Origin of the sequence: Bacteroides faecium (assembly GCF_012113595.1) — a bacterium.
GTDB lineage: Bacteria > Bacteroidota > Bacteroidia > Bacteroidales > Bacteroidaceae > Bacteroides > Bacteroides faecium.
In genome coordinates this window covers 908,549-932,872 of the sequence record NZ_CP050831.1, presented here as the reverse complement: position 1 = coordinate 932,872, position 24,324 = coordinate 908,549, and the positions used below count along the sequence as shown (strand labels likewise).

At 42.3% G+C, this 24,324-nt stretch carries 16 protein-coding genes; 1 reads left to right on the top strand and 15 read right to left on the bottom strand.

Annotation, left to right across the window (positions count from 1 at the left end; genetic code table 11):
• Nucleotides 1-34: 34 nt before the first annotated feature.
• The 15 genes from BacF7301_RS03500 to BacF7301_RS03430 form a co-directional block, all read right to left on the bottom strand.
• Nucleotides 35-1,078 carry a hypothetical protein gene (locus BacF7301_RS03500; RefSeq protein ID WP_167960250.1) on the bottom strand — a complete coding sequence of 348 codons (1,044 nt, stop codon included), beginning with the start codon at nucleotides 1,076-1,078 and terminating at the stop codon, nucleotides 35-37.
• Nucleotides 1,065-2,522: an O-glycosylation flippase gene (gene wzx / locus BacF7301_RS03495; protein ID WP_167960248.1), complete on the bottom strand. Its 1,458-nt coding sequence runs from the start codon at nucleotides 2,520-2,522 to the stop codon at nucleotides 1,065-1,067. Before wzx ends, BacF7301_RS03500 begins: the two co-directional genes overlap by 14 nt.
• Nucleotides 2,523-2,688: 166 nt before the next feature.
• Entirely contained in the window at nucleotides 2,689-4,728 is a 2,040-nt protein-coding gene (gene metG, locus BacF7301_RS03490; RefSeq protein ID WP_167960246.1) for a methionine--tRNA ligase, read from the bottom strand.
• Between the two features lie 614 nt (nucleotides 4,729-5,342).
• A complete protein-coding gene (locus BacF7301_RS03485) occupies nucleotides 5,343-5,858 on the bottom strand; it encodes a hypothetical protein (protein WP_167960244.1) in 516 nt (171 codons plus the stop codon).
• Between the two features lie 916 nt (nucleotides 5,859-6,774).
• The gene (locus BacF7301_RS03480; RefSeq protein ID WP_167960242.1) at nucleotides 6,775-7,362 is read right to left on the bottom strand and encodes a hypothetical protein; all 588 of its coding nucleotides are present in this window, start codon (nucleotides 7,360-7,362) and stop codon (nucleotides 6,775-6,777) included.
• A gap of 501 nt (nucleotides 7,363-7,863) precedes the next feature.
• On the bottom strand, nucleotides 7,864-8,385 hold the full coding sequence (locus BacF7301_RS03475) for a glycoside hydrolase family 108 protein (RefSeq protein WP_167960240.1): 522 nt from the start codon (nucleotides 8,383-8,385) through the stop codon (nucleotides 7,864-7,866).
• Nucleotides 8,386-8,568: 183 nt separating this feature from the next.
• Nucleotides 8,569-10,059, bottom strand: coding sequence for a fimbrillin family protein (locus tag BacF7301_RS03470; RefSeq protein ID WP_167960238.1), 1,491 nt, complete (start codon nucleotides 10,057-10,059; stop codon nucleotides 8,569-8,571).
• A 111-nt stretch (nucleotides 10,060-10,170) separates the two neighbouring features.
• Entirely contained in the window at nucleotides 10,171-11,091 is a 921-nt protein-coding gene (locus BacF7301_RS03465) for a fimbrillin family protein (RefSeq protein WP_167960236.1), read from the bottom strand.
• 43 nt (nucleotides 11,092-11,134) lie between these two features.
• Nucleotides 11,135-12,106, bottom strand: coding sequence for a fimbrillin family protein (locus tag BacF7301_RS03460; protein WP_167960234.1), 972 nt, complete (start codon nucleotides 12,104-12,106; stop codon nucleotides 11,135-11,137).
• Nucleotides 12,107-12,127: 21 nt separating this feature from the next.
• A complete protein-coding gene (locus tag BacF7301_RS03455) occupies nucleotides 12,128-13,045 on the bottom strand; it encodes a FimB/Mfa2 family fimbrial subunit (protein ID WP_245208333.1) in 918 nt (305 codons plus the stop codon).
• Between the two features lie 7 nt (nucleotides 13,046-13,052).
• Entirely contained in the window at nucleotides 13,053-14,174 is a 1,122-nt protein-coding gene (locus BacF7301_RS03450) for a DUF3575 domain-containing protein (protein ID WP_167960232.1), read from the bottom strand.
• Nucleotides 14,175-14,628: 454 nt separating this feature from the next.
• The gene (locus BacF7301_RS03445; RefSeq protein WP_167960230.1) at nucleotides 14,629-15,138 is read right to left on the bottom strand and encodes a LytR/AlgR family response regulator transcription factor; all 510 of its coding nucleotides are present in this window, start codon (nucleotides 15,136-15,138) and stop codon (nucleotides 14,629-14,631) included.
• A 106-nt stretch (nucleotides 15,139-15,244) separates the two neighbouring features.
• Complete coding sequence (locus BacF7301_RS03440) at nucleotides 15,245-17,158, bottom strand: clostripain-related cysteine peptidase (protein ID WP_167960228.1); 1,914 nt, start codon at nucleotides 17,156-17,158, stop codon at nucleotides 15,245-15,247.
• Nucleotides 17,159-17,170: 12 nt separating this feature from the next.
• Nucleotides 17,171-20,332, bottom strand: coding sequence for a hypothetical protein (locus tag BacF7301_RS03435; protein ID WP_167960226.1), 3,162 nt, complete (start codon nucleotides 20,330-20,332; stop codon nucleotides 17,171-17,173).
• A 131-nt stretch (nucleotides 20,333-20,463) separates the two neighbouring features.
• On the bottom strand, nucleotides 20,464-20,979 hold the full coding sequence (locus BacF7301_RS03430) for a hypothetical protein (RefSeq protein ID WP_167960224.1): 516 nt from the start codon (nucleotides 20,977-20,979) through the stop codon (nucleotides 20,464-20,466).
• 1,209 nt (nucleotides 20,980-22,188) lie between these two features.
• Between BacF7301_RS03430 and BacF7301_RS03425 the strand changes: the two genes are divergently transcribed.
• Nucleotides 22,189-24,249: an acetate--CoA ligase family protein gene (locus BacF7301_RS03425; RefSeq protein ID WP_167960222.1), complete on the top strand. Its 2,061-nt coding sequence runs from the start codon at nucleotides 22,189-22,191 to the stop codon at nucleotides 24,247-24,249.
• Nucleotides 24,250-24,324 lie beyond the last annotated feature (75 nt).

Sequence of the window (24,324 nt, the reverse complement as noted above, 5' to 3'; positions counted from 1 at the left end):
GGCGTTAAGAGGTAAGACTCTGTTGAATTTTTATTTAATGCCGGCGGATATAGTCCGTTGCCACCTGTCCGCGTCCCGGAATAGGGAGGGTAGATGCGTGTGGAAAATCCTGGAGCGAGCAGTCTGCCGGGTTGATGTCCGGGTAGAATTTCTTTAACAGGAACAGGCTGGGGCCGGTGGTGATGCTTCCTATAAAGACGGAAGCGTCCATCAATATCTGTATGGAAGAAAGGAAACGTGCCATTTGTTTCTGTTTCAACTCTTTGGTGGTTTGCGTGAAACTACTGTTGACATATCCTTGTTCGTCGGGGCTGCATAGGGTATGCCAGTGTATGTCCGGAGCTAGGGTTTGCAGTTGCCGGAAGAGACGGTAGTCGTCGGTCAGTACAAAGACGTCATGTGCCGTTGTCTTTTCTTTGATAAGCTGTATGTAGTGTTCGGGTGGCAGCAGGCTGGTTTCGGTTATTTTGTCGCCGCCGCGTATCTGGCATCCTGCGTATACTGGCGGAAGTTGCAGGCTGTCCGTCAGTTGGCGGCATTCCTGTGCGGTTGTCTCGTTGAGCTTCCAGGTGATTTCCGTCAGCTTTCGGAATGCGTGGAGGTAGTCGCCGTCTATTTCCAGTTCGGGGATATTGAAATGTTGATTAGGGTGAAACTTTATCTGAAAATTGAGCAATACCGGTTTACTATATACGAAAAAGGAGAGGATCTTTCCGATAATATTCTTGTAAGTTACCTTTAGTTTCCATTTCAGTAGCTTTGTTTTAGGCAGTTTCTTGTCGTTCATCAACGCTTGCCACGAAGGTAGACGATGGGTGTTGTACGTATGGTGAAACGATTCGTGCACTTGTTCGCAGAAAGGGGCGAAACAATCTTCCCAGCCCTTTTCCCAACCGAAATTGGCATCGTCGGAGTAGAGCTTGAATTGTATCTTATGTTGCAGGCAGTAGAGCATCGCATGAATCATATAGGTGTATTCGGTAAAGAATCCGGCATCTATACCTATATGATAAACCATTGTCTTCCTGAAAGAACTGTTCAGCAGGCGATATTGGGTGGCAAGATCATTCGTGTTCATGAGTTTTCTTTTTGATGAAATATGCTATGCTTTCTTTGAAGGTGACCGAACGGCTTGCCCACATGGCGGCTACATAGAGTGCTGCTGCCAGTAGTATTTTACTCGCCAGGCGGATATAAATGTTCTCAATAAAGTAGGTGAGATTGTAGGTGATCGCCATTACAGCAGCTGCAATGAGGGCATAAGGGAGTATATCTGCTAGGGCATGGCGCAGTTTTAGTCCGATGGTCTGCTGTACGAAGTAGTGCCATGTCAGTATCCACAGAATATTGATGGAGACGTAAACGGCAAGCATGGCATATATTCCATGAGAATGAACTAAAAGAACACTTGAAAGCAGAATAATTCCGAGGGATATGGTGTTCCACATATAGACGCGGGATTTTCCTTTGCTGATGATAAGCTGCTGGTAGAGGTATGTAATAGGGGCAAAAGCTCCGCTGATGCACAGAATCTGCATAATGGATATGCTGGAATACCATTTGTCAGTGATGGTAATGATAATCAGTTCTTCCGATATGATGCCCAGTCCTAGCATGGCAGGGAATGCGACGAAGGCGGTGAAGCGCAGCATTTTGCGGAATACCCGCTTTTGTCGTTCGGTGTCGTCCGAGATTTTTGTGAGTACCGGTTGTGCCACTCCGTTTATCATGCCGGATATAAAGAGTTGCCCCATGCCGCACCATTTATTAGCCTGATTATAGTATCCTACTTCCTGTTCTGTGTAGAACTTACCCAATACCACAGAAAATAGGTTGTTGCTGATGTGATTGAATGCATTGGTTATCAGTAACTTCCCGCTGAATTCGAACATTTCTTTGATGGGGGTGAAGTTGATTTGGAGTGTCGGTCGCCAATGGGTGAAATGCCAGTAGCAGGCGGTATTGATTGTTACGTAAACTATGCTTTGTGTGGCAATACCCCAATAAGAGAAGCCGAAGTAAGCTAGTGTGACTCCCGTGATTCCTGAAACGATGAGTCCGATAACCGATGATAAAGCACGTTGCTTGACCATCAGATTACGCAGGAGATAGGCGCTGTGGGATATGCCCAGGCTGGCAATGAAAAATCCTATAAAGGAGTAACGTGCCAGTGGTGTTAGTTCGGGGGTATCATAGAAATCGGCAATGAGCGGTGCACATAAGAAAAGCAGCAGATACAGAGACAGACTGATGGCTGCATTAAACCAAAATACAGCATTGTAATCATTGTGCGTCACCTCTTTCTTGTTGACAAGCGCTGCCGTGAAGCCGCTTTCCTGTATCGAACTGGCTATGAGGGAGAAGATTGCCAGCATCCCCACCATTCCATAGTCTGCCGGGGTGAGCAACCGTGCAAGAAATATTCCGAAAAGTAGATTCAGTAATTGCTGTATGCCGTTACTGAATCCGCCCCAGAATAATCCTTTGGCTGTCTTTTCTTTTAGTGACTGATTTTCACTCATATCATAGTCTTTCCTTTAACTGCTAAAATGATATTCTTTGCCAAACAGTAACTTTATTAAAGATGTTACTTGTTCGGTTACTTGTTCAGCCGCTTGTTCGGTTACTTGTTCGGTCATCGGAAAAAAGAATCGGGTTTTGCAAATATCTGCAGAACACATTATTCTGTTATTTTACTTCGCTACCCGGCTTCACTTCACGTCCCGGCATAATGACCGCCAGGCTACCGTCGTTATTCTCGGCACTCAGAATCATGCCTTCGCTGACGATACCTTTCAGCTTGCGCGGAGCAAGGTTGGCGATGAAGCAAACCTGTTTGCCTACCAGTTCTTCCGGTTGGTAATGCTTGGCAATGCCCGATACGATGGTACGTGTTTCCAGTCCGTCGTCAATCTTGAATTGCAATAATTTATCTGCTTTCGGAACTTTCTGACATTCAAGGATAGTGCCTACGCGGATATCCAGTTTCGTGAAATCATCGAATTCGATGTTCGGACGAATCGGATTAGCTTTGTAGTTGGCTTCTTCGTTCGCTTTCTTTGTATCGAGCAGTTTTTGTACCTGTGCTTCGATGGTAGCGTCTTCGATTTTCTCGAACAGCAGTTCCGGTTTGTTCAACTGGTGTCCTACGGAAAGCAGGTTGTCTCTTCCCAGTTCGGACCAGTCGAAGGTATCCATGTTCAGCATCTTGCGGAGTTTTTCCGAACTGAACGGCAGGAACGGGTCGAAAGCAATGGCAAGATTGGCAACCAGTTGCAGGGAGATGTTCAGGATGGTTCCTACACGTTCCATGTCTGTTTTTGCCAGCTTCCACGGTTCGGTGTCGGCGAGGTATTTATTACCGATGCGTGCCAGGTTCATCGCTTCTTTCTGTGCGTCACGGAATTTGAATACGTCGAGCAGCTTTTCCACTTCCGCTTTTACGTCGGCAAATTCTTTCAGCGTTTCCTTGTCATAGTCGGTCAGCTTGCCCTGTGCGGGAACTTTCCCGTCGAAGTATTTCTGAGTTAGTACCATGGCGCGATTCACGAAGTTACCATATACGGCTACCAGTTCGTTGTTATTGCGTGCCTGGAAGTCTTTCCAAGTGAAGTCGTTGTCTTTTGTTTCCGGTGCGTTGGCGGTCAGTACGTAGCGGAGTACGTCTTGCTTGCCCGGGAAATCAACCAGATATTCGTGCAACCATACGGCCCAGTTGCGTGAAGTGGATATTTTGTCTCCTTCCAGATTCAGAAATTCGTTGCTCGGCACGTTGTCCGGCAGGATATAGCTGCCTTCTGCTTTCAGCATAGCGGGGAATACGATACAGTGGAACACGATATTGTCTTTTCCGATGAAGTGCAGCAGACGGGTTTCAGGGTCTTTCCACCATGTCTCCCAGCTATCGGGAAGAAGTTCTTTCGTGTTGGAGATGTATCCGATAGGAGCGTCGAACCATACGTAAAGCACCTTTCCTTCCGCTCCTTCTACGGGAACAGGGATACCCCAGTCGAGGTCACGGCTTACGGCGCGTGGTTGCAGTCCCATGTCGAGCCAGCTCTTGCATTGGCCGTACACGTTCGGACGCCATTCTTTGTGGTCTTCGAGAATCCATTTGCGCAGCCAGTCTTCGTGCTTGTCGAGAGGGAGATACCAGTGTTTGGTTTCTTTCATCACCGGTTTGCTGCCGCTGATAGCGCTTTTGGGGTTGATAAGGTCTGTCGGCGAGAGTGAAGTTCCGCATTTCTCGCATTGGTCGCCGTAGGCTCCTTCCGAGTGGCAGTGAGGACATTCGCCGGTGATATAGCGGTCGGCAAGGAATGTTTTTGCTTCTTCGTCGTAATATTGTTCGGAAGTCTTTTCGATAAATTCTCCCTTGTTGTATAATGTCTTGAAGAAATCCGAAGCCAGGTGGTGATGCGTCGGTGAAGTGGTGCGGCTATATACGTCGAATGAGATGCCGAACTCTTTGAATGATTCCTTTATCAGCGTATGGTAGCGGTCTACTACATCCTGCGGGGTCACTCCCTCTTTCTTGGCGCGGATCGTGATAGGCACTCCGTGTTCGTCCGAACCGCCGATGAATAATACATCTTCTTTCTTCAGACGCAGATAACGCACATAGATATCTGCCGGTACATATACACCGGCCAGATGACCGATGTGGACAGGCCCGTTCGCATACGGCAGTGCCGATGTGACGGTGGTTCTTTTGAATTTCTTTTCCATTATATAGTGTGATTTTTGTTGTTTTCAACTTTGCAATGTGCAAAGATAGTGACTTTTCACCACAGATTATCGGATTGATACAGATTTTTTCACCCTTTGATATCGTTAGAAATCGTCTGCGAATGCTTGGATATAGGATAATAACACTAATGCCAGTAAAGCCTTTTCAAAGATATTCTCTTTCATCCCTATTTGATAGGGGATGATAATGCAGATATTGCAGGATTTCAAGTTCAATAGTCATTCCATATTTTTTTTATCGGGCCAAAAGTACGAATTTTAAAGTATATATCGGGACAATTTGGCCTGATTTTTATAGTTTTGTTCATTGTTTTGTCCCGATTAATATGGTTTCTTTAAACGAGATGGTAGCTAGGTAAATGGAGAAACTCTATCCTGAAATTGATGTTTGGGATACCAGACCGTTCACATGTCTTTTTTTTGCCTAGAAGTTATTGTTTATTTCCTAAGCTTAAGGTATATCAGGAGATGTTCTTAAGATTGTTTTTGATATTAGTGAGATTGTAGGTATTTATTAGGAATACTGTTCTTTTGTAATAATAGAATGATGTTGAATATATCTTAGTACAGCATCATTCTATTATTGTAATAGTTTAGCGATAAACAGCGAATATATCACCATAAATTCCGATAAGATTATCCAATGAGATAGTTGGTGCTAATGGTCCAAATCCATTTTTGCTACTTAATAAAGTATTAATTGGGTCAACTAAGCCGTCAGCGCCTATTGCTACGTGTGTAACAATTGCTGAATGGTCAGGAAATAGTGCGTTTGGGTTATTAGGACCCATTCCTGGAGCTCCGGGATGTGGATTATGCCACACAACTATATCACCAGGAGTAGCATTATGTACATTACCAACTAAAGCGTGTTCATCCCTTAAAACGGTTAAAAAATCTTGTCCAGAAAAAACACTATAGCCATGTGCGGTAAAAGTACCTAAACTATGACCATGACAGAAATATCGTTGATCTATAGGGTTGGTTGGATTTGGAATCCAGACTCTTACTTGATTCCCAAGTCTTGTTGAAGCAAAACCACAGCTACCATTAACGCCCTTGATGGTACTCGGTGTAAGGGCTGCGGGGGGAGTTATTATTGGTCCCATATTTGTCTAATATAAATAATTATCTCCTACTCTCTCTAAGGCTTTTCGGAATCCGCCTATGTTATATCTCTGTAAGCTTATACCGTAAAACTACTCCGTAATCTCCAAACTCAAACGATCCCTTTTCTCAATCCCATAAACTTTCTTCTGAAACACTCAGAATTGCTTTATCCTCACTTCAACCCCATATTCTCCGAAAGTATAATCTTTCATATTTGGATGTAACGGTAATATATTTACTGCATCCCGTTTTTTAGCTCTTCAAATCCAATCTTAGGATAAGTATAAGAAAAGAACCGGAAGTTATCCGCACCGTACCATATATCATTTTCACTGGAGATACCGTTTCATTGAGTGCATGGTATTAATCAGATGTCAGGTGACGTTTGACTGCCATGAGGAAGTTGATATGCATCAAAGTTCGTATCAATGCTCTGTCGATTTTCAAAGAAGAATTTCATTATATTCAATACATCTACTATTATCAATTTCAAATTCATTATGTTCTAATACTAATTCAAGTGTTAATGGTGTTTGGTGAGTTATAGTTTCATGCTCACTTTTTGAATTTAAAGTCACTTTAATCCCATATTTACCAAGAGAAGAAAGTCAACTTTTGACTTCTTCATCACCTTCAATAATTGTCATATGTTTGCTGGTGGATCTATATGCCCATCATGTGAACTAATATGGGTTGTTACCTAAAAATAGCAAAGGGATTATGGTTGGTGAGGTTGCGTGAAGTGCATTTGTTGGGATGGTAGTAGATGACGTTGTATATTTAATGATTTGTAAAAAAAACTATATGTAATTCTAGTTGGTGGTATGTCAGTTTGGCATACCACCGTAGTGTACATGTTATTTGTACTATAGATTTCTAAATACAAAAAATAGATATTTTTTGTTCTATATTTTACTATTGATATTGACATATACTACAATATGTAATAGGCTTTTTTATGATGTCTCGGTATTTTATTTTACATTTGTCTGCATCATTATCAGTGTAATCTTTTACCCATAATTTACCATCAATACTCCAATGAGAACCACATCTTTTCGTAGAACTTTTGTCAATTTCTTCAATTTTACCATTTGTCTTGAGAACTTTTCTGGTTTCATCTTTGTCGATATAAGTGTCTATGTCGTAAAATCCAACAGTTTCGTCAGCAGCACATGAGAAGGTCTGAAAGTTATTTGTTCCTACCCAGATGTTATAATCAAATACAACCATTGAATGCATACATGACCCATTTAAAGTGAAAAAACCTATAATGTATCCTGGAAATAATACTTGGCTCATATTATCTTTAGTTACTATATATTCATCACTAATTCCATTCCATAACAGATTGCTAAACTCATTTTCTGGGATATTATCAGGGCATTTGTAATCCATATTCAGTCTTTTGTATCTATCTTTACAATAATCTAAAACTGTTTTATGACACAAAGCATTAGAATTATCTAGGTTAACTATTCCATGTTCTATTATTAACTGCATAATTGTTTGATCTTATCTTCCTACTCTCTCCAAGGCTTTTCGGAACCCGCCTATTAATGATTATATTTCTGTAAGCTTACGCTGTAAATCTACCACATAATCCATCACCCATTACTATCCGTTTTCTGAACTCTACAAAGTTTCTTTCAAACCTCTTTATATGCTTGCCGGTGGATCTATATATGTCCACCATGTGGGATAAATAGTGTGAAGTGCGGGCTCAGTATTACTAAGGTGTCGGCTTAGGAGTATTGGCACGTAAGGTGAGTATAAACAGACCCTCCATTGATGCGAAATACAGGTTTCGTTTCACATCAATGGAGGGTTATCAGAATCAAATACAGCTTTCAAAATGAAGAGCCTGAAGTCTCTATTTCTTACATTCAAGCACGCTTTTAGCCAAGATTACCGATGAAATGGGACATTTCTGACTGGCTGAAAGACTGAAACCATTTCTACTACTTTTATTTAGATTGTTTCATTTTTGTATGTTAACGCAGGTTATTCGGCGAACGTAAAAGCCTTGATACGTTTTCTCCATCCATTTCTGAATTTCTTGTTTGCCGGACGTTTCTCGCAGATACGTTCGATAAACTCGTATCGTGCCTGTTTGATTCTTCCGAATAGTTCGGCTTGAGGTTCGTAAGAATTGAGTGCGGAAAGGGTGTTTTTACCTACAATGCCGTCAGCCGTTACTTCCAATATTTCTTGTGGTATTTTGATGCCGTATATACCGGAAGCCCATACCCAATCGACTAAGATATTGGCGATGGATTGGTTTTTGATTTCATCGGCTTTCCACCGATTCCAATATAATCCTTTCATGATATCGGTCCATTCTTCTTTGGACATTTTTTTCAAGTCATCTACACTTGGTTCGGGGAGTCTTTTCTTTTTTCGGTATTCCTTATAAGTCCCGATGGTTACTCCCATATTGGTAGCACCACCCAAATCGTCAGGATCATTCACAAAACCGCCTTCCCATTTTAGGATAAACGGTGTAAGTTCATTTACGTTTGCCATAATGTCTCATATTAAGTTTCTTGTCAAAGTTAAGACAATGATATGATTATGGTTTGCCCATTTTCTGAATGGTTGATACTTTTTTCTGAAAGCGCCAAAAGAAAATGGCAGCCATCTTATTGATGACCGCCATTCTCATATTCAGTGGAATATCCTGGCTATTTTTGAAGAAGGATATTAAGTTTAATTAATCGTGACGTTGGCGGCTTTCAGTGCTTCCGCGTTGTTTATGTCGGGTGTTATCGTCTTTGCCTTGATTGTGCCATTGATGAGGTTGATTGTACAGTTCGACAAGGTGATGGCTTCACATACGGTTGTGCCTGCCATGCCATCTTGTAAACCGCCTATGGCGTTATTTCCCCAGCCATCTCCTTTAGTCGCGGTAATGTTGCCGCCCAATATTTCTATTGTTCCACAATTTCCATAACTTCCACAACCGATACCTGCGGCACCACTGCCTCCTTTTGCGATGATCGTACCACCCAAGATGCGGATATTTCCGGCATTACGATAAGTGAAAATATATCCGTCGTGGTGACCTCCACCTATTCCGGCACACGCATAAGCACCTGTAACATTCAGAGTGCCATTGCCTTGTATTACTACTGTACTGTTTGGCTGAGGGAAAATAGGTGCTTCCACCCCGCCTGTGGATGTGAGTGTGCTCGTGCCTTCCAGTTCCAATGTGGCAGTGGCATTGTTCTGGATCTTAATGATTGATGAAGAGGTATGGGTCATGGTAACATTATCTAATATGACAGTAGCATCAGCGTTTACGGTCAGCTGGTGGTTGGATATTGTTCCGGTTACTTTGTATGTTCCTCTCTTTTCGATGGTGTAATCGCCCTTTGTGAGGTCTATTGTTGTCGGTTCCGGCTTATTCACTTTCTGCACCGTATAAGTGTAGACATTTCCGGCCACCAATTTAATATCGGGATTGTAGTAATAGATATTCTCGTTTACTTCTATCTTTACGAACTTGTTGTTGCCGTTCTGTGTTAAATCATCCGGTGCGAGTATGGCGGTATAGTAGCCGTCATTCGTTTTCTGAGTGGGGAGATAATCTTTAGTTTTTCCTTCCGTTGTCACCGTTCCTTGATTGTTGCTACAAGAGGTATAACCGTAGAAAGAGACTTTGGCATCCTGTAGGTTGTCCGCTGTTCCCTCCAGCTTGACACGGAACTTGGCCAACTGATGGGTGAAAGACAATGAGATACCGTTTACATCATTATATTTTCCTTTGCCTTCGCCTTTCAGTATGTAGGGGAATTTTGAGACATGGTCTTGTCCGGTCAAGGACACATCGGTATTTTCCTTCGGATACCAGCCGTAAACAGCCTGTTCATCCGTGTTTTGCCAATAGACAGGAAGGGTGGCTGTTACATTCCCGTTTTCATCCAATGTATAAGAACCTTCCTGGGGGCTATTGCCTATTTTTACGCCAATGACTTCGCCGCCGTCCCACTTGCTACTTGTCCCATCCGGGTTTTCCGACACCCGTGTCTGCGGTGTCCCTTCCGGTACTGCTTGTACGGCGGTAAACGTCAGCGGATACATTCCGTCGGGTAGTTCCGTTCCTGCTTCATTCATTTCCGCTGCCTGTTCGCTCTCGCACGCCGAGAAGGAGAGAAGTCCTGCCAAGAGGCAATAGGGTATCAGTTGTTGTATGTTCATAATCCTATTTTTTTGAGTTTTTACATTGTGCCACCGCCTCTGGCGGGAGAGACAGCTACACTTTCGTGAATCTCCATGCTTACGCTGTTGCATGTGATGGCTTTAAAAAGTTTATCCCATGCTTGCACTTCCGCTATCTGTTTGCGGAGTCCAAGAAGTGATGCTGGAACTTTGTACTTTCATTTCGTTTTTGTTTACCGTGATGGTAAATAGATAATTGTTTCCGGATGCTAATTGACTGTCCTTAAACACTAGTTTGCAATTGTACGGCTGTCCGTTCAATGTAATTTTTAAGGTGACATCTGTGGCAGCCTGTGGATAGAGTATTAGTGACGGGAGAGTTGTTCCGCTGGCAGCACTACTAACGTTTATAGCCAAGGTTTCAGGAGAAGAACCGTCTTTTGCTTTGGCTTCACCGGTAGCCGTGTTGAATGTGCCTTCCATTTTCAATCCCTCAATGGAATAAGCGGTCAAGCTGCTGATATCCGTGTCTTCTCCATTTTGGAAAGTCAGTGTCACTTGGCTCATTTTGTGTGCAAAATTGAAAGTTACCTTCGGATTTCCGTTATTTCCTGTAGCTGAGGCGAAAAGATAATCTATTTTTGACTGTACACTTTGCGGGCCATCGGTTTTCTGGTTGTCTATTTTTGTATTGTTTTCCAATATACCGGGTGCAGTGTCTTCCGTTCCGTTAAAAGGGTAATAGGCAGTGAATATCACGGTAGTCTGTGAGTCTTGAAAATAGATAGGTGCCCCAGTGAAATTGCCGGTAGTGCTTCCTGCGGTGTATTTAATGTTGGTGTAGTTTTTGGTGCCGTTGTTTGCCGTTGTGATACCGATTCCATCGCCGGTTTCCCAGGCTGTACCTGCCGCACGGCTGACTGCTGAATTTTCAATGTTGGCGGTAATTTGAGCTACTATCGGTCCGTTGTCTGTTGGATTAAGTTCATCGTTGTTGCAAGCTGTTAGGAGTAAAGTGCATCCAAGAACAATATATACGCTGCTGTATATCAATAATTTGTGGGTATTCATAATCTGATTCTTTTTATGTTTTTATTATTCTACTTTTACTGTTTTATTGCATATCTGCATCGGTCTCATAGCTGTATTCCGTCCACTTGGAGATGCTGCAATCGCCTATGCTCAGTCCGGTCTTGTTCACATTGATGGTGATGTTGTACTGTATACCGGGTTTTAGTTCGTTGGCGTTATTATTTTCCGGGATTTGGTTCAGTTCAATTGCTGCTGAGAAGTTTTGCGGATCTGTAGCTTCGCCGGTAGTCACCTTTGCGGTAAAAGTCAGAAGAGATTCCGGCGTAAAAGTTTGCGGTGTAAGTATCAGCCCGTAGGTGACTGAGTTCTTGTTGTCGTCAGTCGCTATATCAGGAGTATTATAAGACTGGTTAGCTGTATTGTTGGCGAAAGCCCATTCTGCCGATTGATTACCTGTGGTGGTAGCGGTACCCGCTTCGCGGTCGAATGTCCCTTGATGCTGATGATTCTTCAGATAACATACAGCAGCTTTTACTTCTTCGCATGTGATGTCGTTACCGGCTTTGACGGTGATAGCTATCTTGCTCATTTGATGAGTGAATCCAAAATCCACTTTCGGACTATTTTTGCTTCCTTTGCCTTGTGCCCAAAGGAAATCGAAATCTTTTTGGTTAGCCTGTTCGTCGGTGCTAAAGGCGATGGTTGTAGATGCGGTCAAAGCCTCCTTCCATGGATAATATGCCGTGAAATTCACTTCATTCATATCCTGATAATAGATTTTATCCCCAGCCTCAAATTCAAAATCGTTACCCGATCCGTTTGAGGTCTTGTAGCATACGTTGGTATATGGTTTCGTGCCGCATGTTCCCGATATACCGATTCGGTCATTGTTGTCCCACTTTGCGTTGGAGGCGCGTGTCACTCGCTGTCCGTCAATAGAAGCGGTGAAGAGGGCAGTTCCGTCATTGCTGCTTTGGGCGGTTCCTGATTCGTCATTGTTGCAGGCTGCTAAGGTGAGAAGCATACCTACTGATAGAATAACTAATTTTTTCATTTTATTGTAAGTTTAATATGATTACTGTGCGTCAATCTCGAAATCGTCTGTTACTATCCAGTCGGTTATCGTTCCGTTGAAATGCCCGTCTTGCAGTGCTTCCACCGTTTGGGTCAGTTCTATTGGCTTCATATCGGCGTTCAAGTTTTTCAGATAGTCCGTTAGGTCGGAAACGATGGTGCTTTTGTAGCTGTCATTCATGGTGACGGTGACAGTTAGCAATTGGTGTTCATTCGAATTGACGCCTACTACACGACATCCCATTTTCAGCTTTCCGGTTGCATAGTCATATACTTTGTTGGCTGCCTGTTGTACGTCTAGCGTTACTGTCAGGTTTTCGTTTCCGGTTACGTTGTTCTGTAAATCAATGGAATTTATGATACCGCTTAATGTGGCGTCTATCCTGGCTATTTCTTTTGCATTTTCTCCCGTGAGCGAGAGGTTCAGTACGATGGGACAGAGTCTCCGTATCATCGAAACAGTGATATGTAAAGTATCGTCCTGCACTACGTCCAGTTCTTTCTTTGCTGAAAATAGATACTCCGGAAGCGGTTTCAGCGTTCCGTCTTCGCGCAGGTCGACGGTAGCGGTTGTGCCGTTGATAGTCATCCCTTGCGGTTCGTTATACACTAGCAGACTATGTCTTCCCGGTGTCAGCAAGTCGGAATAACTGTAAACTTTTCCTTCCGCTTGTTTTATGGTTTCGTCCATACGCAGGTTATAGGTGGTCGGAATATCTGTCTCGCTTAATGCGTCCATCCAGTCGGTGGTGATTACCACGGCTCCTTTTTCGGGATGTGGGGTGTTGTAAAGGTCATTTTTCACGCATCCGGTCACTAAGATAAGGATGGTCCCTGCCAGAAACAAACCTGTTTTCTTGATACAGGGGAATTTCTTCTGAAAGTCGGCTGTGTGCTGTTTCTCCATATTATTTTTCATTGTTTTTTTATTTGAGTTGCCATACAAGGGTGATTCCGGCGTGGTTCACGCCCCAATAATTCTTATTCTCTTTGCCTTGTTTCACCCGTACACCGTCGATGACGACATGCTTCTCGTAGTCGGCATGGGTGCAGCCGATGCCTAGTGAGAAATCAAAAGCCAGATTTTTATTTAGTTTCAGCTGGTAACCGCCCGTCAATCCGCCACCCATGAGGTTGCCCTGCTTGCCGGTATCACCTAGTTTATAGTTGAATTCTCCTATCTGGTACATTGCCCCCAGATAACCCCGTTTTTCCGTACCTATATAATAGCGTACTTCGGGAGATACTTCCCAAAGGGCATAACGGCGTTTTTTATCGTTCCAACTCCACGAAGTCCATGAACCGTTCACCTGAATACTCCAGTCTTTACTAATACGCCATTCGATACCAAAGTCGGGTGTGAGTGTTGCCCAACGAAGCAGGTTGGCGCGTAGTGCTATATTATATTCTTTTTCTTGTGTGGTCACGGTCGGAACCGGAATATCTTCAGTATTCTTTTCCGGTGTGGGTTGTGAAACGAGAAGATTGGAAGTCTCAGTTTTGCACCTTTCTTTTTGTGCTGTTTGTTTCTGTTCGGTTTCCTTTTGGGGGTTCTGGGTTTCTGCTTGATCTTTATAGTAAGCGTGTACCTTTTCCGCTGCTTGTTTTCCAGCAATTTGTTCTATCCTCTCCAAGCTGGCAGGGAAGGTGACTACTACTACATCGCGAAGTTTATCCTTGCTATAAGGTGTTGAAATGTGCTTGTCGGTCAGAAACATGGACTCGGTAATATTGTATCGGGTGATAAGTTCACTTTTTACCCGGCTATTGCGTAAATAGGCTGTCCGAACCGCATTTTGTTTTTTGTTGCTTGTTGCAGCATAACTACTTACGTCGATGTACATTGTACCTTGCTGCAGTTCGCTCAAGTGGCTTTCTAATACTTCTATCAATTGTTTGAGTTCCGTTTCATTTCCCTGATATGGCACATAAAAAGCATCACTTCCGGACTTGAACCGAAAAATATAGGTTGTATCCTGTATGTATTGTGCCCATAGTGGGAGCGCGAGGAGAACGGATAAAATTGTTAACCAGGTTTTCTTAGTCATATATGAATGTTATTAGAGGTGGATACGAAAATGGCATGACAATGGTTGTATCCTCTTGTTAAAGGATACATACATAGTCTTGAAAATAAGATATTATTTGAATTGTATAAAGGATAGCTGCAATAGTTACCCCTTTGATATTTAGGAAATAAATTGTATACTACGCGCGGTGAGAATGTGTGTGTGTGTGTGTGTGTGTGTGTGTGTGTGTGTGTTTAAATAAAATTCTGACATACACAACTTTTTAAGGGATAATTTGAATGACTCATGACATTTTTTATCAGCCATAAAGCTTCTTTTTTGCATTTGTTCGGGAGAAGAACTACTTGTTCTTTTTTCCGAAAAAGATAGTGGATGATTATAATAATATGTCATGCTTGTATTTTTTTACAAAAATAGTATTTTAACAAATGATAATCAGTGGTCTTCTCTATAAATAGATTGATAATTGTTATTATTTAACATTCTTAGCCTCTCGTGGCTGAGATCCACGTACTCCTAAGAATATGAATCTATTTAGTACTTCTTCCTTATAACCTTCTCCTATTTTTAGTATATGATTACCTATGATCAGTGATTGCCCGGCTAGCTTCTTCACGTGTTCGATGTTGACTAAATAAGAACGCTGGATGCGTATGAATTGACTTTTTGGTAGGCGTTCTTCTATTCGTGCCAGTGGATAGGACATGGTAAATTTACGATTTTCCGTGGCATGGATACAGCAATAGCTGCTATTTGCTTCTATCCACATGATGGCATCCAAAGACAAATGTTCATATTCATTCTGATGCCAGATAAGTACATGCTGTTTTTCTGTTGACGGAGATTTTTCTTTTCTTGTTTCTGTCAGATTGACTATCTTGATATTCAGTTCATCTGATTGATCATCTCTGACAATACGTACAGGCACATCTTTCATCCCTTCCGGAAGAATGATCACTAATTCTTGTTTTGTCTGTTCCATAATTATTATGATTAATTTGCACAAATCAAAGAATTTATAACTGGTAACAGCCATTTATTTTCTGAATTCCGGAAAATTCTTTCTAAATAAGTTCGCTTTATATCCTTTATTTTACGTCATAGTCAGTAAATTTGGTGTAATACTTTCTTCCGTACAAATCGACGAGGCAGTAGCCGTAACGGTATTTTCCTTTTGGAACAGTGGTTGTCCTGACTGATAGGTTGCTTCTGTCCTGTTGAACGATAATTGTGTCGGTGGACTGAATATAATTGATGGAGTCATTGTCGTCAAACTGCTCATACCGGAAGGTGATGGCATCATTGGCTTTGATTTCAAGCATTCCTTTACCGGGAATCAATTGATTACTGGTTTGTCTGGCACCATATATACTACCAGATTTTTTAATGTTGTCGTATTTTATGATTAGATCGCAAGGCTCGTTATTCAGTGTAACGGGAACTGTATAGACAAGTGAGTCTTTTCTGGCGGATAGCATCATGTACGCAGTGACAGGCTTATCCCCGATGCAAATCCACTTTTGATCCCATGCCTCTACTATTTTCTTGTCTTTGTCCGTCTTTATGATTGCTCCTTCGTCATTTAGTGTCACATCTGCGCCATCCAGTCCGTAGGATATCCATCGTCCGTCTTGTGCAACTTGTACGGTAGTATATATCTTTCTCAATTTCAGAATCATCTCTGTAGAAAGAAGAGTGGATGAATTGTTTTTGACCACATTTGCCACTTTCTCTTTACTTCTTCCTGTCACCAATTCTTGTGCAAATGCTGTTACGAGATGGAAATAGCCATCTTCAGAACCGAGACCGCAATATCCTGTTAAATTTTTAGCGACATTCAGGTTATAACAGGGAAAGTAAACGGATAATCCGCAAATTGGTTCGTTTTTCAGGTTGTCGGATGTTCTTGAATAGATAACGGTTTCCTCTATATTCTTTTTGATGGCTTCTGTCAATGGGGCGGTTTTGCTGATATGTCGGCAGAAATCCAATACATCCACCATGTCAGGCCCATAATAGGTTAATGCCGGCATGCCGAATGATTTGGATGCGATACGGTAACCGGATATTTTCTTGTAACTGTTTGAACTCATTGTTGTGTTGGGGGATCCAAATGTTGCATATACCTTTTCCGAAAGTTCTTTGATATTTTCAGTCAGTGCGTGTACTTTCTTTAAATCAGTAACAGATAAAGTAACCTGTTCCTCCTTTTTGTCTTGGTAGCCTTCGATGAATGAATCAACGATAAGCCGGCACAATGCTTCATCCGGAATTTTTGGATCGGTGCATAATGAACTGATGATACTTTTGTAGTTCCATCCTTTCCCGGGCTCCAATTCTTGAGAGGCCACCAGATACTTTGCGTAGGGTGAAACGGACTCAGCGGTTTCCAACGTTGCCATCAGGCAGGCATCAAATCCGATGAAAGCAAATTGGGGAATGGGCTGAGCGGAATCGGAAATGGCTAGACCTGACCGGATTTCTGCCAGTGATAAGGAGGTGTTGGCGGGATTTAGTTCATCATATCCGAAACCGGTTACCGAACCTGCTCCGTGGTTCCAGAAAATAAGTCCATACCTTTCTGCCGGGAAATACTCCGTGCCATATCGGATAAATTCTTTCAGAGTAGACGGATCACCGATACTTTGATTTTTCAGCGAACGGATTTTTTGAAAACCGTCATAGGTGATCCGGACATAAACGATGCTGTCACTCGGAATCGGTTGCGAGGATATATTTTCACCCAGATGCCATTGCTTGGTGCCTCCCATTAGCAACAGTATGGTGAGATGATGATAGTCTGACGTTTCCTTTGGCAATGTGATACTCTGTGCAATGTCCTCTATATTGCTGGTAGCTAGTTTGTATTTGCTTTCCAGATTGGAACCGTTCATGTAGATGAACAGGGTAAAATTGCTTTTGTTCTCACTTCTCAAGGAAGTGCAGCAGAGCAGAATGGTAATAAAACAGATTATTCTATTGGTTATCTTTGATGTTTTCATTTTTGCATTGATTTATTGTTCAAACGTGTCTTCTTGATTTCTGAAGCGATAGAGGGATATGCCAAATGTCCTTTTTAAGTTTTCGGCGGTTTCTCCTTCTTTGTCTCCCAAATGTTGTTCGATAAGCCTGGAAAGGTCGTTTGCGTATTGTTCGTTGGCCTCTTCCGCACTCCTTTCGGTTTCAGCGTCTCTTGATCTCATAGAGCTGCGTTTCATTTCCATATTTCTTTCTACTCTGGAGAACAAAGACTCTCTTTCTTGGGCTCTTTTGGCACGGTACTCTTTTTCTGTCCGTATGGTTTTTACCGTGTGGAGCAGGTTGTCCATTTTGTTTTCCATTTCTTCGGAGATGTTGGCACGACTGGTCGTCTTTTCCTGGCGGATAACCTGAATTACATTATCCAGTGATTCTACAAAATCGTCGTCAAATGCATCGCTGTGTTGCTTATGGAAAATTTCTTCTTCCCAGCGGAGCTCTGTCAGATGACATGCATTCTCTCTCTCGTCCGGATGCTCTTCGTTAAAAGCGTCAAAGTAGGCGTTGTTTGAGTCTATGAACAGGTCATCTGCTGCATCCTGTAGCAGTCGTAATTCTTCATATCTTTTCTGGTTTTTATTCAAGTCACAGTATTCCTGAACAAATGCCAGATCTATCTCGCTGTCCGGAGTGGCTTCGATGGCTCGAGTTACTTTACCGTTCTTGGCATCTTCTATCAACTTGTCGGATTTTTCCTTGACACCTCCCGATACGAAGTTCTTGATGTTTTCGACCAGTCCCGTCAAATTCAGCTCTCCTGCCAGCCGGACGTCATTGCCTAAGATGGTCAGAACAAGTTCTGCATTGATTTTCTGTATCTGGGGAGTAGCGGTAATACCTAGCTCAAAAGACTTGATCCAAAGAATCTGAGTGGCAGCTTCGATTATATAGGCTACTGATTTAAGCACGCTACTTACTATCGCCCCTCCTAGTTTCAAGGCTGCTTTGGCCACTTCCAGAGCACCGTATGCCACACCAATGGCTACATAGACTCCGGCTTTAGCTATTTCCAGACCGGCTATTTCCAGACCTCGGGCTATTTTTTTACCTATTTGATACCATTTGGCACTCGAAATCTCTCTTTTGCACTGATTGATTCTGTCGTTGTAACCATCGATCTTTCGTTGCAGGTTGAGTACGTTTTGTTGGGCTTCATCCACTTTACGAGTCGCTTCTTTCACTCCTTTTTCAACAGATTCGGCGGCACTCCTCAATGCTTTCTGGGCTTTTTCTAATATTTCGCGGAAACCGGATGTGTCGAAAACGACTCTTGCCGTGAAACCGCTTTCACTAAAGTTTTGATAACTGCCTTGTAGATTGAAAGTGGTCTTGAAGCCGGCCAATTGGGTCTCAATATTGATATATACAAGCTTGTCCTTGATCAATATCAATGTGTCGAAGTCGAATATTTTTAGTATGGAAAGGTGAGCACTAACATAAAACGTCAGTTCCCCTTTGTCTTTCTGAATATTCAGATATAGGGTGGCACCTTGGTTGTTGGGTTTAACCAGTTGTCCGGCTACGCCGCCGTTTATCGGCTCAATGGGTAAAGGTTTCTGGGATTTTTCAATTACAAAGAGTCCCTTAAGTATGTTTATCTTATCCATCTGAACAAGGGCGATAAGAGATTTTCCTTTATCTGCCAGGAATAAGAATCGTATTTTGGTTCCGAAAATCTCCATTGTTCCACAGATGAAGAATCCGACAGGCATATCATAGTTGCCGAGTTTGGTTGGTTGTGAACAGACATAGATCTGGCAGTTTAATGAGATTTTGCCGCTGCGGTCAATCCGGTAATGGCGCATGGTACCTTTGTCTGTCAGAATATACTGTCCGGTATTGTTACCTAATGGCGTAAGTTGGGCATCTCCTTCAATTTTTAGGGCGCTCATTTTTTCATTGAAGTCCTTTTTGGTGTTTGTTTCAATGCTTCTCTTGCTCTCATTATAATCTTCCGCCTTGTTGTTTGTTGGAAAGTTATTGATTCCTCCGTTTGACAAGGAAATGTTTTGGATATCAAAATCGCCTATGGCGACTACATCAAGACAGTTGACCGCTTCCCATTGAATATCGGCTATTTCAACCACCAGGTCCTTTAGTGAAATACGTCCGGTAGTAGAGGTGAGGGCTGCTGTAAAAAGAGTTATTTTGGGTGGATTGATGGCAAAGCCTGCAAAGATAGACAGGTTGTTGGTGTTCAATCGTCCGGTCATTCCGAATGATACTTTCCCGGAGTTGACACCGATGCTGAGTGCCAAGTCTGAAAAGGACAGTCGTGAATTAAGTGGTATCCTGGCATCGGATGATGAGGCGGCGGATAGCATAAATGAACCGGGAGATACTGCACCGGAGAGTATGAAACAGATGTTTCTGTCTTCCAGTTTGAAAGTGAATGTTCCGGTAGCAAGACAATAGAAGCCTTTGCTTGATCGTTGTAGACCGAACATAAAGTTCTCCAGAATAAATGTGTCGGTTTCTATTTTTTCACTGATCAACTGTGCGCCAAAACTTTTCTCAGTAAAACTTCCTCCGACGGCAAATAGCAGTTGGTTCTGTTTGGTTAAAGTTGATATGCATTGGCCAAAATCGGTTCGGCTCAGCTCGAAGATGCCGGTGGCTATGAGTTGATACTTCTCATAGCTTTTCGGAATCATTACTTTGTCGAAGCCTTCCGACAGTTGTTGAAGGAAAGAATAGCTCATGCCCCCTTTATTGCGGATAATAAGGGTCAATTCACTGATTTCTGCCCATTCTGCAACATCGGAAACAAACTGTTCGAACTTATTTCCACTCTTTAGTCTGGAGGTGTTCAGAGTAAGTAGCATCTGTTTACTTTCCTCTGTCAGTAAGATACCGCAAAGTATTCCTGATGATGTCAGGGCGAAGGCGGTTTGTTTGGGTTTCCTGGCAAAAGAAACAGAAAACTCTGTGCCGGATTCGGGAAGAATGGTTAGTTGGTCGGAAAGTTCGGTTATACCCAGTTCTTTGTTTTGAATGAAATCACCGGGATTTTTTCCTTTAGTGTTTAAAGATCCGATGATTGTTGTTTCGTTGTTTATACGGGCTATGCCGAATTCGGCAGGGAAACCGAATACTTCTCCGTTGGCAATAAGGCTTATATTTGTTTTTTTGCTCATAAGAAACCGTTTGATTGTTGAAGGTAAAGACTGGCTGTAAAGTCAAGTTTTTTATGATTACCCCTCCTGCAAATGTTTGTAGGAGGGGTGAATACTGAACTTTTTTGACTTCTGGGTCAACCGGATAAAAATTAAGCGTTCAGGTTAGCTAGCATCTTGGTGATATTGCCGGTTCCGATTTGCTGTAATACAACTTCTCTTTCAGTGTTCCATACAGCAATAAACAAACTGTTTAGTTTGACAAAACCTAAGTCGGGCAATGCATCGGCCATATTTACTGCTACGGCAAAAGCGTATTCTGTTCCTCCGGCTGGTTGCTGACTGTCTTCCGCTCCTTTTTTAGGCATTTCCTTATAAAGAAACGCTGCTTGCAATTGGAAAGTGATAGCGTCCGGATCAAACTTGCTACCATCTTTCTGCGCTGCTTTCAGGCTGTTTTCAATTTTCTCTGAATCTTCTTTGCCCATGCCGAATGCATTCTTGAAATCTTCTACCATTTCGCCCAATGTAACGGGAGTCGGAGAATCAATCTTGGTCGGAAGAAGTAAAATCTTACTTCCATTGTCATCTTTCTCAAACATTGCTGAAAGGTTGGTTTTCAGTAAATCAAAATTTGCGCCTAAAGCTAAATTCATGCTCTGTGTCATAATACTACTGTTTTTAAGTGAATAAATAAATATATGAAAGACTGTCTTTCCTATTATATTGAACTTTATGCGGTGAATGTAGTGCATGAGTATGGATAAGTGATTATCCGTTTTCTAAATCGTCGGTAATTTTTTTCAAGAGTATCTTTGGAGAACAATTAGACTAAGATACTTTTATGCTTTTCTCGGGATCATTTTGTACATTTCCGGTGCGGCTTTGAGCTAATTCTCTTTGCAGATGATAATTATGTCCCCCACGTGCTATAATTATTCCGAGAACATACTAAATATAATCACTGCGACTGCACAACTTTATTCGTTGGACTATAGTCCGACGCAAAGTTGACTATAGTCTCTCTTTTGAAGGACTATAGTCAAACGCAAGAAAGACTACAGTCGAACGAATTAATCTGTGCAACCGGAGTTGTTATTTCCTACAGAGACGGCAAGTAAAATTAGCACATGTATTCCTTGACCAAAATAAACTCAAATCCGCACCAAAATGCACAAAATGATTCCGAGAGAAGTATAGGTGTTAGAGTTGTTTAATCTTCTATGATGTTCTATTTTTAAGATTGAAGCTAAAGAAGAATGTTTGAATTTTGCTCTAAAGGAAGAATTATTGCATGAAATGATGCAATAATATGCATAATTGAGCTTATTTCTTGAATATAAATAGGACAAATATGCATAATTCTTGGCGGAATTGGGAATGTTTCTTTAAAAGGAAGATTCTGTTCCTTTTAAAGGAACGACTCGAAGGTCGGTGAGTAACCCTTCTTTGCTTCTAAAAGAAGGAGATAAGTGCCATTTTAAGTGCTTGCTTTGCTCTGGTTGCTGCAAAATGAATGAAATAGTGATAATGTTAACTTGAACTGTGAATGATTGTAAACTGTGCTAATTGTGCCGATTATGACATTTGCTATATCGAATAGTGTGGTTTTATGCGTATTTTATATGAATATGATAACTGTCAATGGGAAATCCATCCCGTTTTTTGTTTTGCTTTATACTCTTGCTGTATATTTCTAATTCTAAGAAAGAATTTTGTTCTTTTTCTGTATAAAAGTTCTTTTTTGTTCATATTGTAAGATATGGATAGTAAATAGATATTATATATTTCCGCATAGATTTCTCCCCTTTTTCTTTTATTTATCTCGTAAGAAAGAATATATTTGTATTCAAGTTAAACGAAAACCAAAGCATGATATGATAACAACCCAGTTGCTTCGTCCTGAAAGCATTGTCGTAGTAGGGGCATCGAATAATGTACATAAGCCGGGTGGCGCAATATTAAAGAATTTGATAAACGGAGGTTATCAGGGAGAACTTCGGGCGGTGAACCCGAAGGAGAAGGAAGTACAGGGAGTTCCTGCCTTTGCAGATGTGAATGATCTGCCGGATACGGATTTGGCGGTGTTGGCTGTGCCTGCTGTGATGTGTCCCGATATTGTGGAAACATTGGCTAGTACGAAGCAAACCAGGGCATTTATCATACTCTCCGCCGGTTTTGGCGAAGAAACTCACGAAGGAGCACTGTTGGAAGAACGTATTTTGGAAACAGTCAATAAATACGGAGCTTCATTGATTGGTCCTAATTGCATCGGATTAATGAACACATGGCATCATAGCGTGTTCAGCCAGCCGATTCCTAATTTGAACCCGAGAGGGGTGGACTTGGTTTCAAGCTCCGGTGCTACGGCGGTATTTATTCTTGAAAGTGCCGTTACAAAAGGCTTGCAATTCAATTCAGTCTGGTCGGTGGGAAATGCCAAGCAGATCGGTGTGGAAGATGTATTGCAATTTATGGATGAGAACTTCGATCCCCAAAAAGATTCTCATCTGAAACTACTTTATATTGAAAGCATTCAGAATCCGGACAGGTTGTTATTTCATGCTTCTTCTCTGATTAGAAAAGGATGCAAGATCGCAGCAATCAAAGCCGGAAGTTCGGAGAGTGGAAGCCGGGCGGCCTCTTCTCATACAGGCGCAATCGCCAGTTCCGATTCGGCAGTAGAAGCGTTGTTCCGTAAAGCGGGGATTGTGCGTTGCTTCTCTCGTGAAGAATTGACTACCGTAGGTTGTGTATTTACTCTGCCTGAATTGAAAGGAAAGAACTTTGCTATTATCACTCATGCCGGTGGACCGGGAGTGATGCTGACAGATGCACTGAGCAAAGGCGGACTGAATGTGCCGAAGCTCGAAGGCGAACTGGCGGAAGAACTGAAAGCACAACTTTTCCCCGGTGCTGCCGTTGGAAACCCGATTGATATTCTTGCTACGGGAACTCCCGAGCACCTGCGTCTTTGCATAGATTACTGCGAAGAGAAATTTGAAAATATAGATGCCATGATGGCTATCTTCGGGACACCGGGACTGGTCACCATGTTCGAGATGTATGACGTACTCCATGAGAAGATGCAGGTGTGCAGCAAACCGATTTTCCCGATCCTGCCTTCCATCAATACAGCCGGAGCGGAAGTAGCGGCATTTCTGGCAAAAGGACACGTGAACTTTGCAGATGAAGTTACCTTGGGAACAGCCCTTTCACGCATCGTCAATGTTCCTAAACCGGCAGTTCCAGAAATAGAACTGTTCGGAGTAGACGTCCCAAGAATTCGCAGGATTATCGATTCTATCCCGGAAGACGGCTATATCGCCCCTCATTATGTACAAGCTTTGCTTCATGCAGCCGGTATTTCACTTGTCGATGAATTTGTATCGAATAATAAAGCAGAAGTAGTAGCTTTCGCTCGTAGATGCGGATTTCCGGTAGTGGCAAAAGTCGTTGGTCCGGTGCATAAATCAGATGTCGGCGGTGTGGTATTGAACATCAAAAGCGAGCAACATCTGGCTTTGGAATTTGAACGTATGATGCAGATTGCTGACGCGAAAGCAATCATGGTGCAACCTATGTTGCGAGGTACGGAACTCTTCATCGGTGCGAAGTACGAAGAGAAGTTCGGACATGTAGTGCTTTGTGGTTTGGGCGGTATCTTTGTGGAAGTATTGAAAGATGTCTCTTCGGGTTTGGCTCCGCTCTCATACGAAGAGGCTTACTCAATGATTCATTCCTTGCGTGCCTATAAAATCATTCAGGGAACGCGTGGACAGAAAGGAGTGAATGAAGATAAATTTGCGGAGATTATTGTTCGTTTATCTACCTTGCTCCGCTTTGCGACAGAAATCAAAGAAATGGATATAAACCCTCTTCTGGCGACTGAAAAGGCTGTTATAGCAGTCGATGCGCGTATTAGAATAGAGAAATAGGACGATTCTTTCATTCATTGAGACGTATTTTCTATCTTTCCGTTGTATTTTTGCCTACATTTGGTAACTCAAACG

Bases quoted from the DNA above. Each gene is read 5' to 3' on its own strand.
- BacF7301_RS03485 (WP_167960244.1), bottom strand. From the start codon at position 5,858: ATGGGACCAATAATAACTCCCCCCGCAGCCCTTACACCGAGTACCATC.
- wzx (WP_167960248.1), bottom strand. From the start codon at position 2,522: ATGAGTGAAAATCAGTCACTAAAAGAAAAGACAGCCAAAGGATTATTC.
- BacF7301_RS03470 (WP_167960238.1), bottom strand. From the start codon at position 10,059: ATGAACATACAACAACTGATACCCTATTGCCTCTTGGCAGGACTTCTC.
- BacF7301_RS03455 (WP_245208333.1), bottom strand. From the start codon at position 13,045: ATGAAAAATAATATGGAGAAACAGCACACAGCCGACTTTCAGAAGAAA.
- BacF7301_RS03425 (WP_167960222.1), top strand. From the start codon at position 22,189: ATGATAACAACCCAGTTGCTTCGTCCTGAAAGCATTGTCGTAGTAGGG.
- BacF7301_RS03445 (WP_167960230.1), bottom strand. From the start codon at position 15,138: ATGGAACAGACAAAACAAGAATTAGTGATCATTCTTCCGGAAGGGATG.
- BacF7301_RS03430 (WP_167960224.1), bottom strand. From the start codon at position 20,979: ATGACACAGAGCATGAATTTAGCTTTAGGCGCAAATTTTGATTTACTG.
- BacF7301_RS03435 (WP_167960226.1), bottom strand. From the start codon at position 20,332: ATGAGCAAAAAAACAAATATAAGCCTTATTGCCAACGGAGAAGTATTC.
- BacF7301_RS03475 (WP_167960240.1), bottom strand. From the start codon at position 8,385: ATGGCAAACGTAAATGAACTTACACCGTTTATCCTAAAATGGGAAGGC.
- BacF7301_RS03450 (WP_167960232.1), bottom strand. From the start codon at position 14,174: ATGACTAAGAAAACCTGGTTAACAATTTTATCCGTTCTCCTCGCGCTC.
- BacF7301_RS03460 (WP_167960234.1), bottom strand. From the start codon at position 12,106: ATGAAAAAATTAGTTATTCTATCAGTAGGTATGCTTCTCACCTTAGCA.
- BacF7301_RS03440 (WP_167960228.1), bottom strand. From the start codon at position 17,158: ATGAAAACATCAAAGATAACCAATAGAATAATCTGTTTTATTACCATT.
- BacF7301_RS03480 (WP_167960242.1), bottom strand. From the start codon at position 7,362: ATGCAGTTAATAATAGAACATGGAATAGTTAACCTAGATAATTCTAAT.
- BacF7301_RS03500 (WP_167960250.1), bottom strand. From the start codon at position 1,078: ATGAACACGAATGATCTTGCCACCCAATATCGCCTGCTGAACAGTTCT.
- BacF7301_RS03465 (WP_167960236.1), bottom strand. From the start codon at position 11,091: ATGAATACCCACAAATTATTGATATACAGCAGCGTATATATTGTTCTT.
- metG (WP_167960246.1), bottom strand. From the start codon at position 4,728: ATGGAAAAGAAATTCAAAAGAACCACCGTCACATCGGCACTGCCGTAT.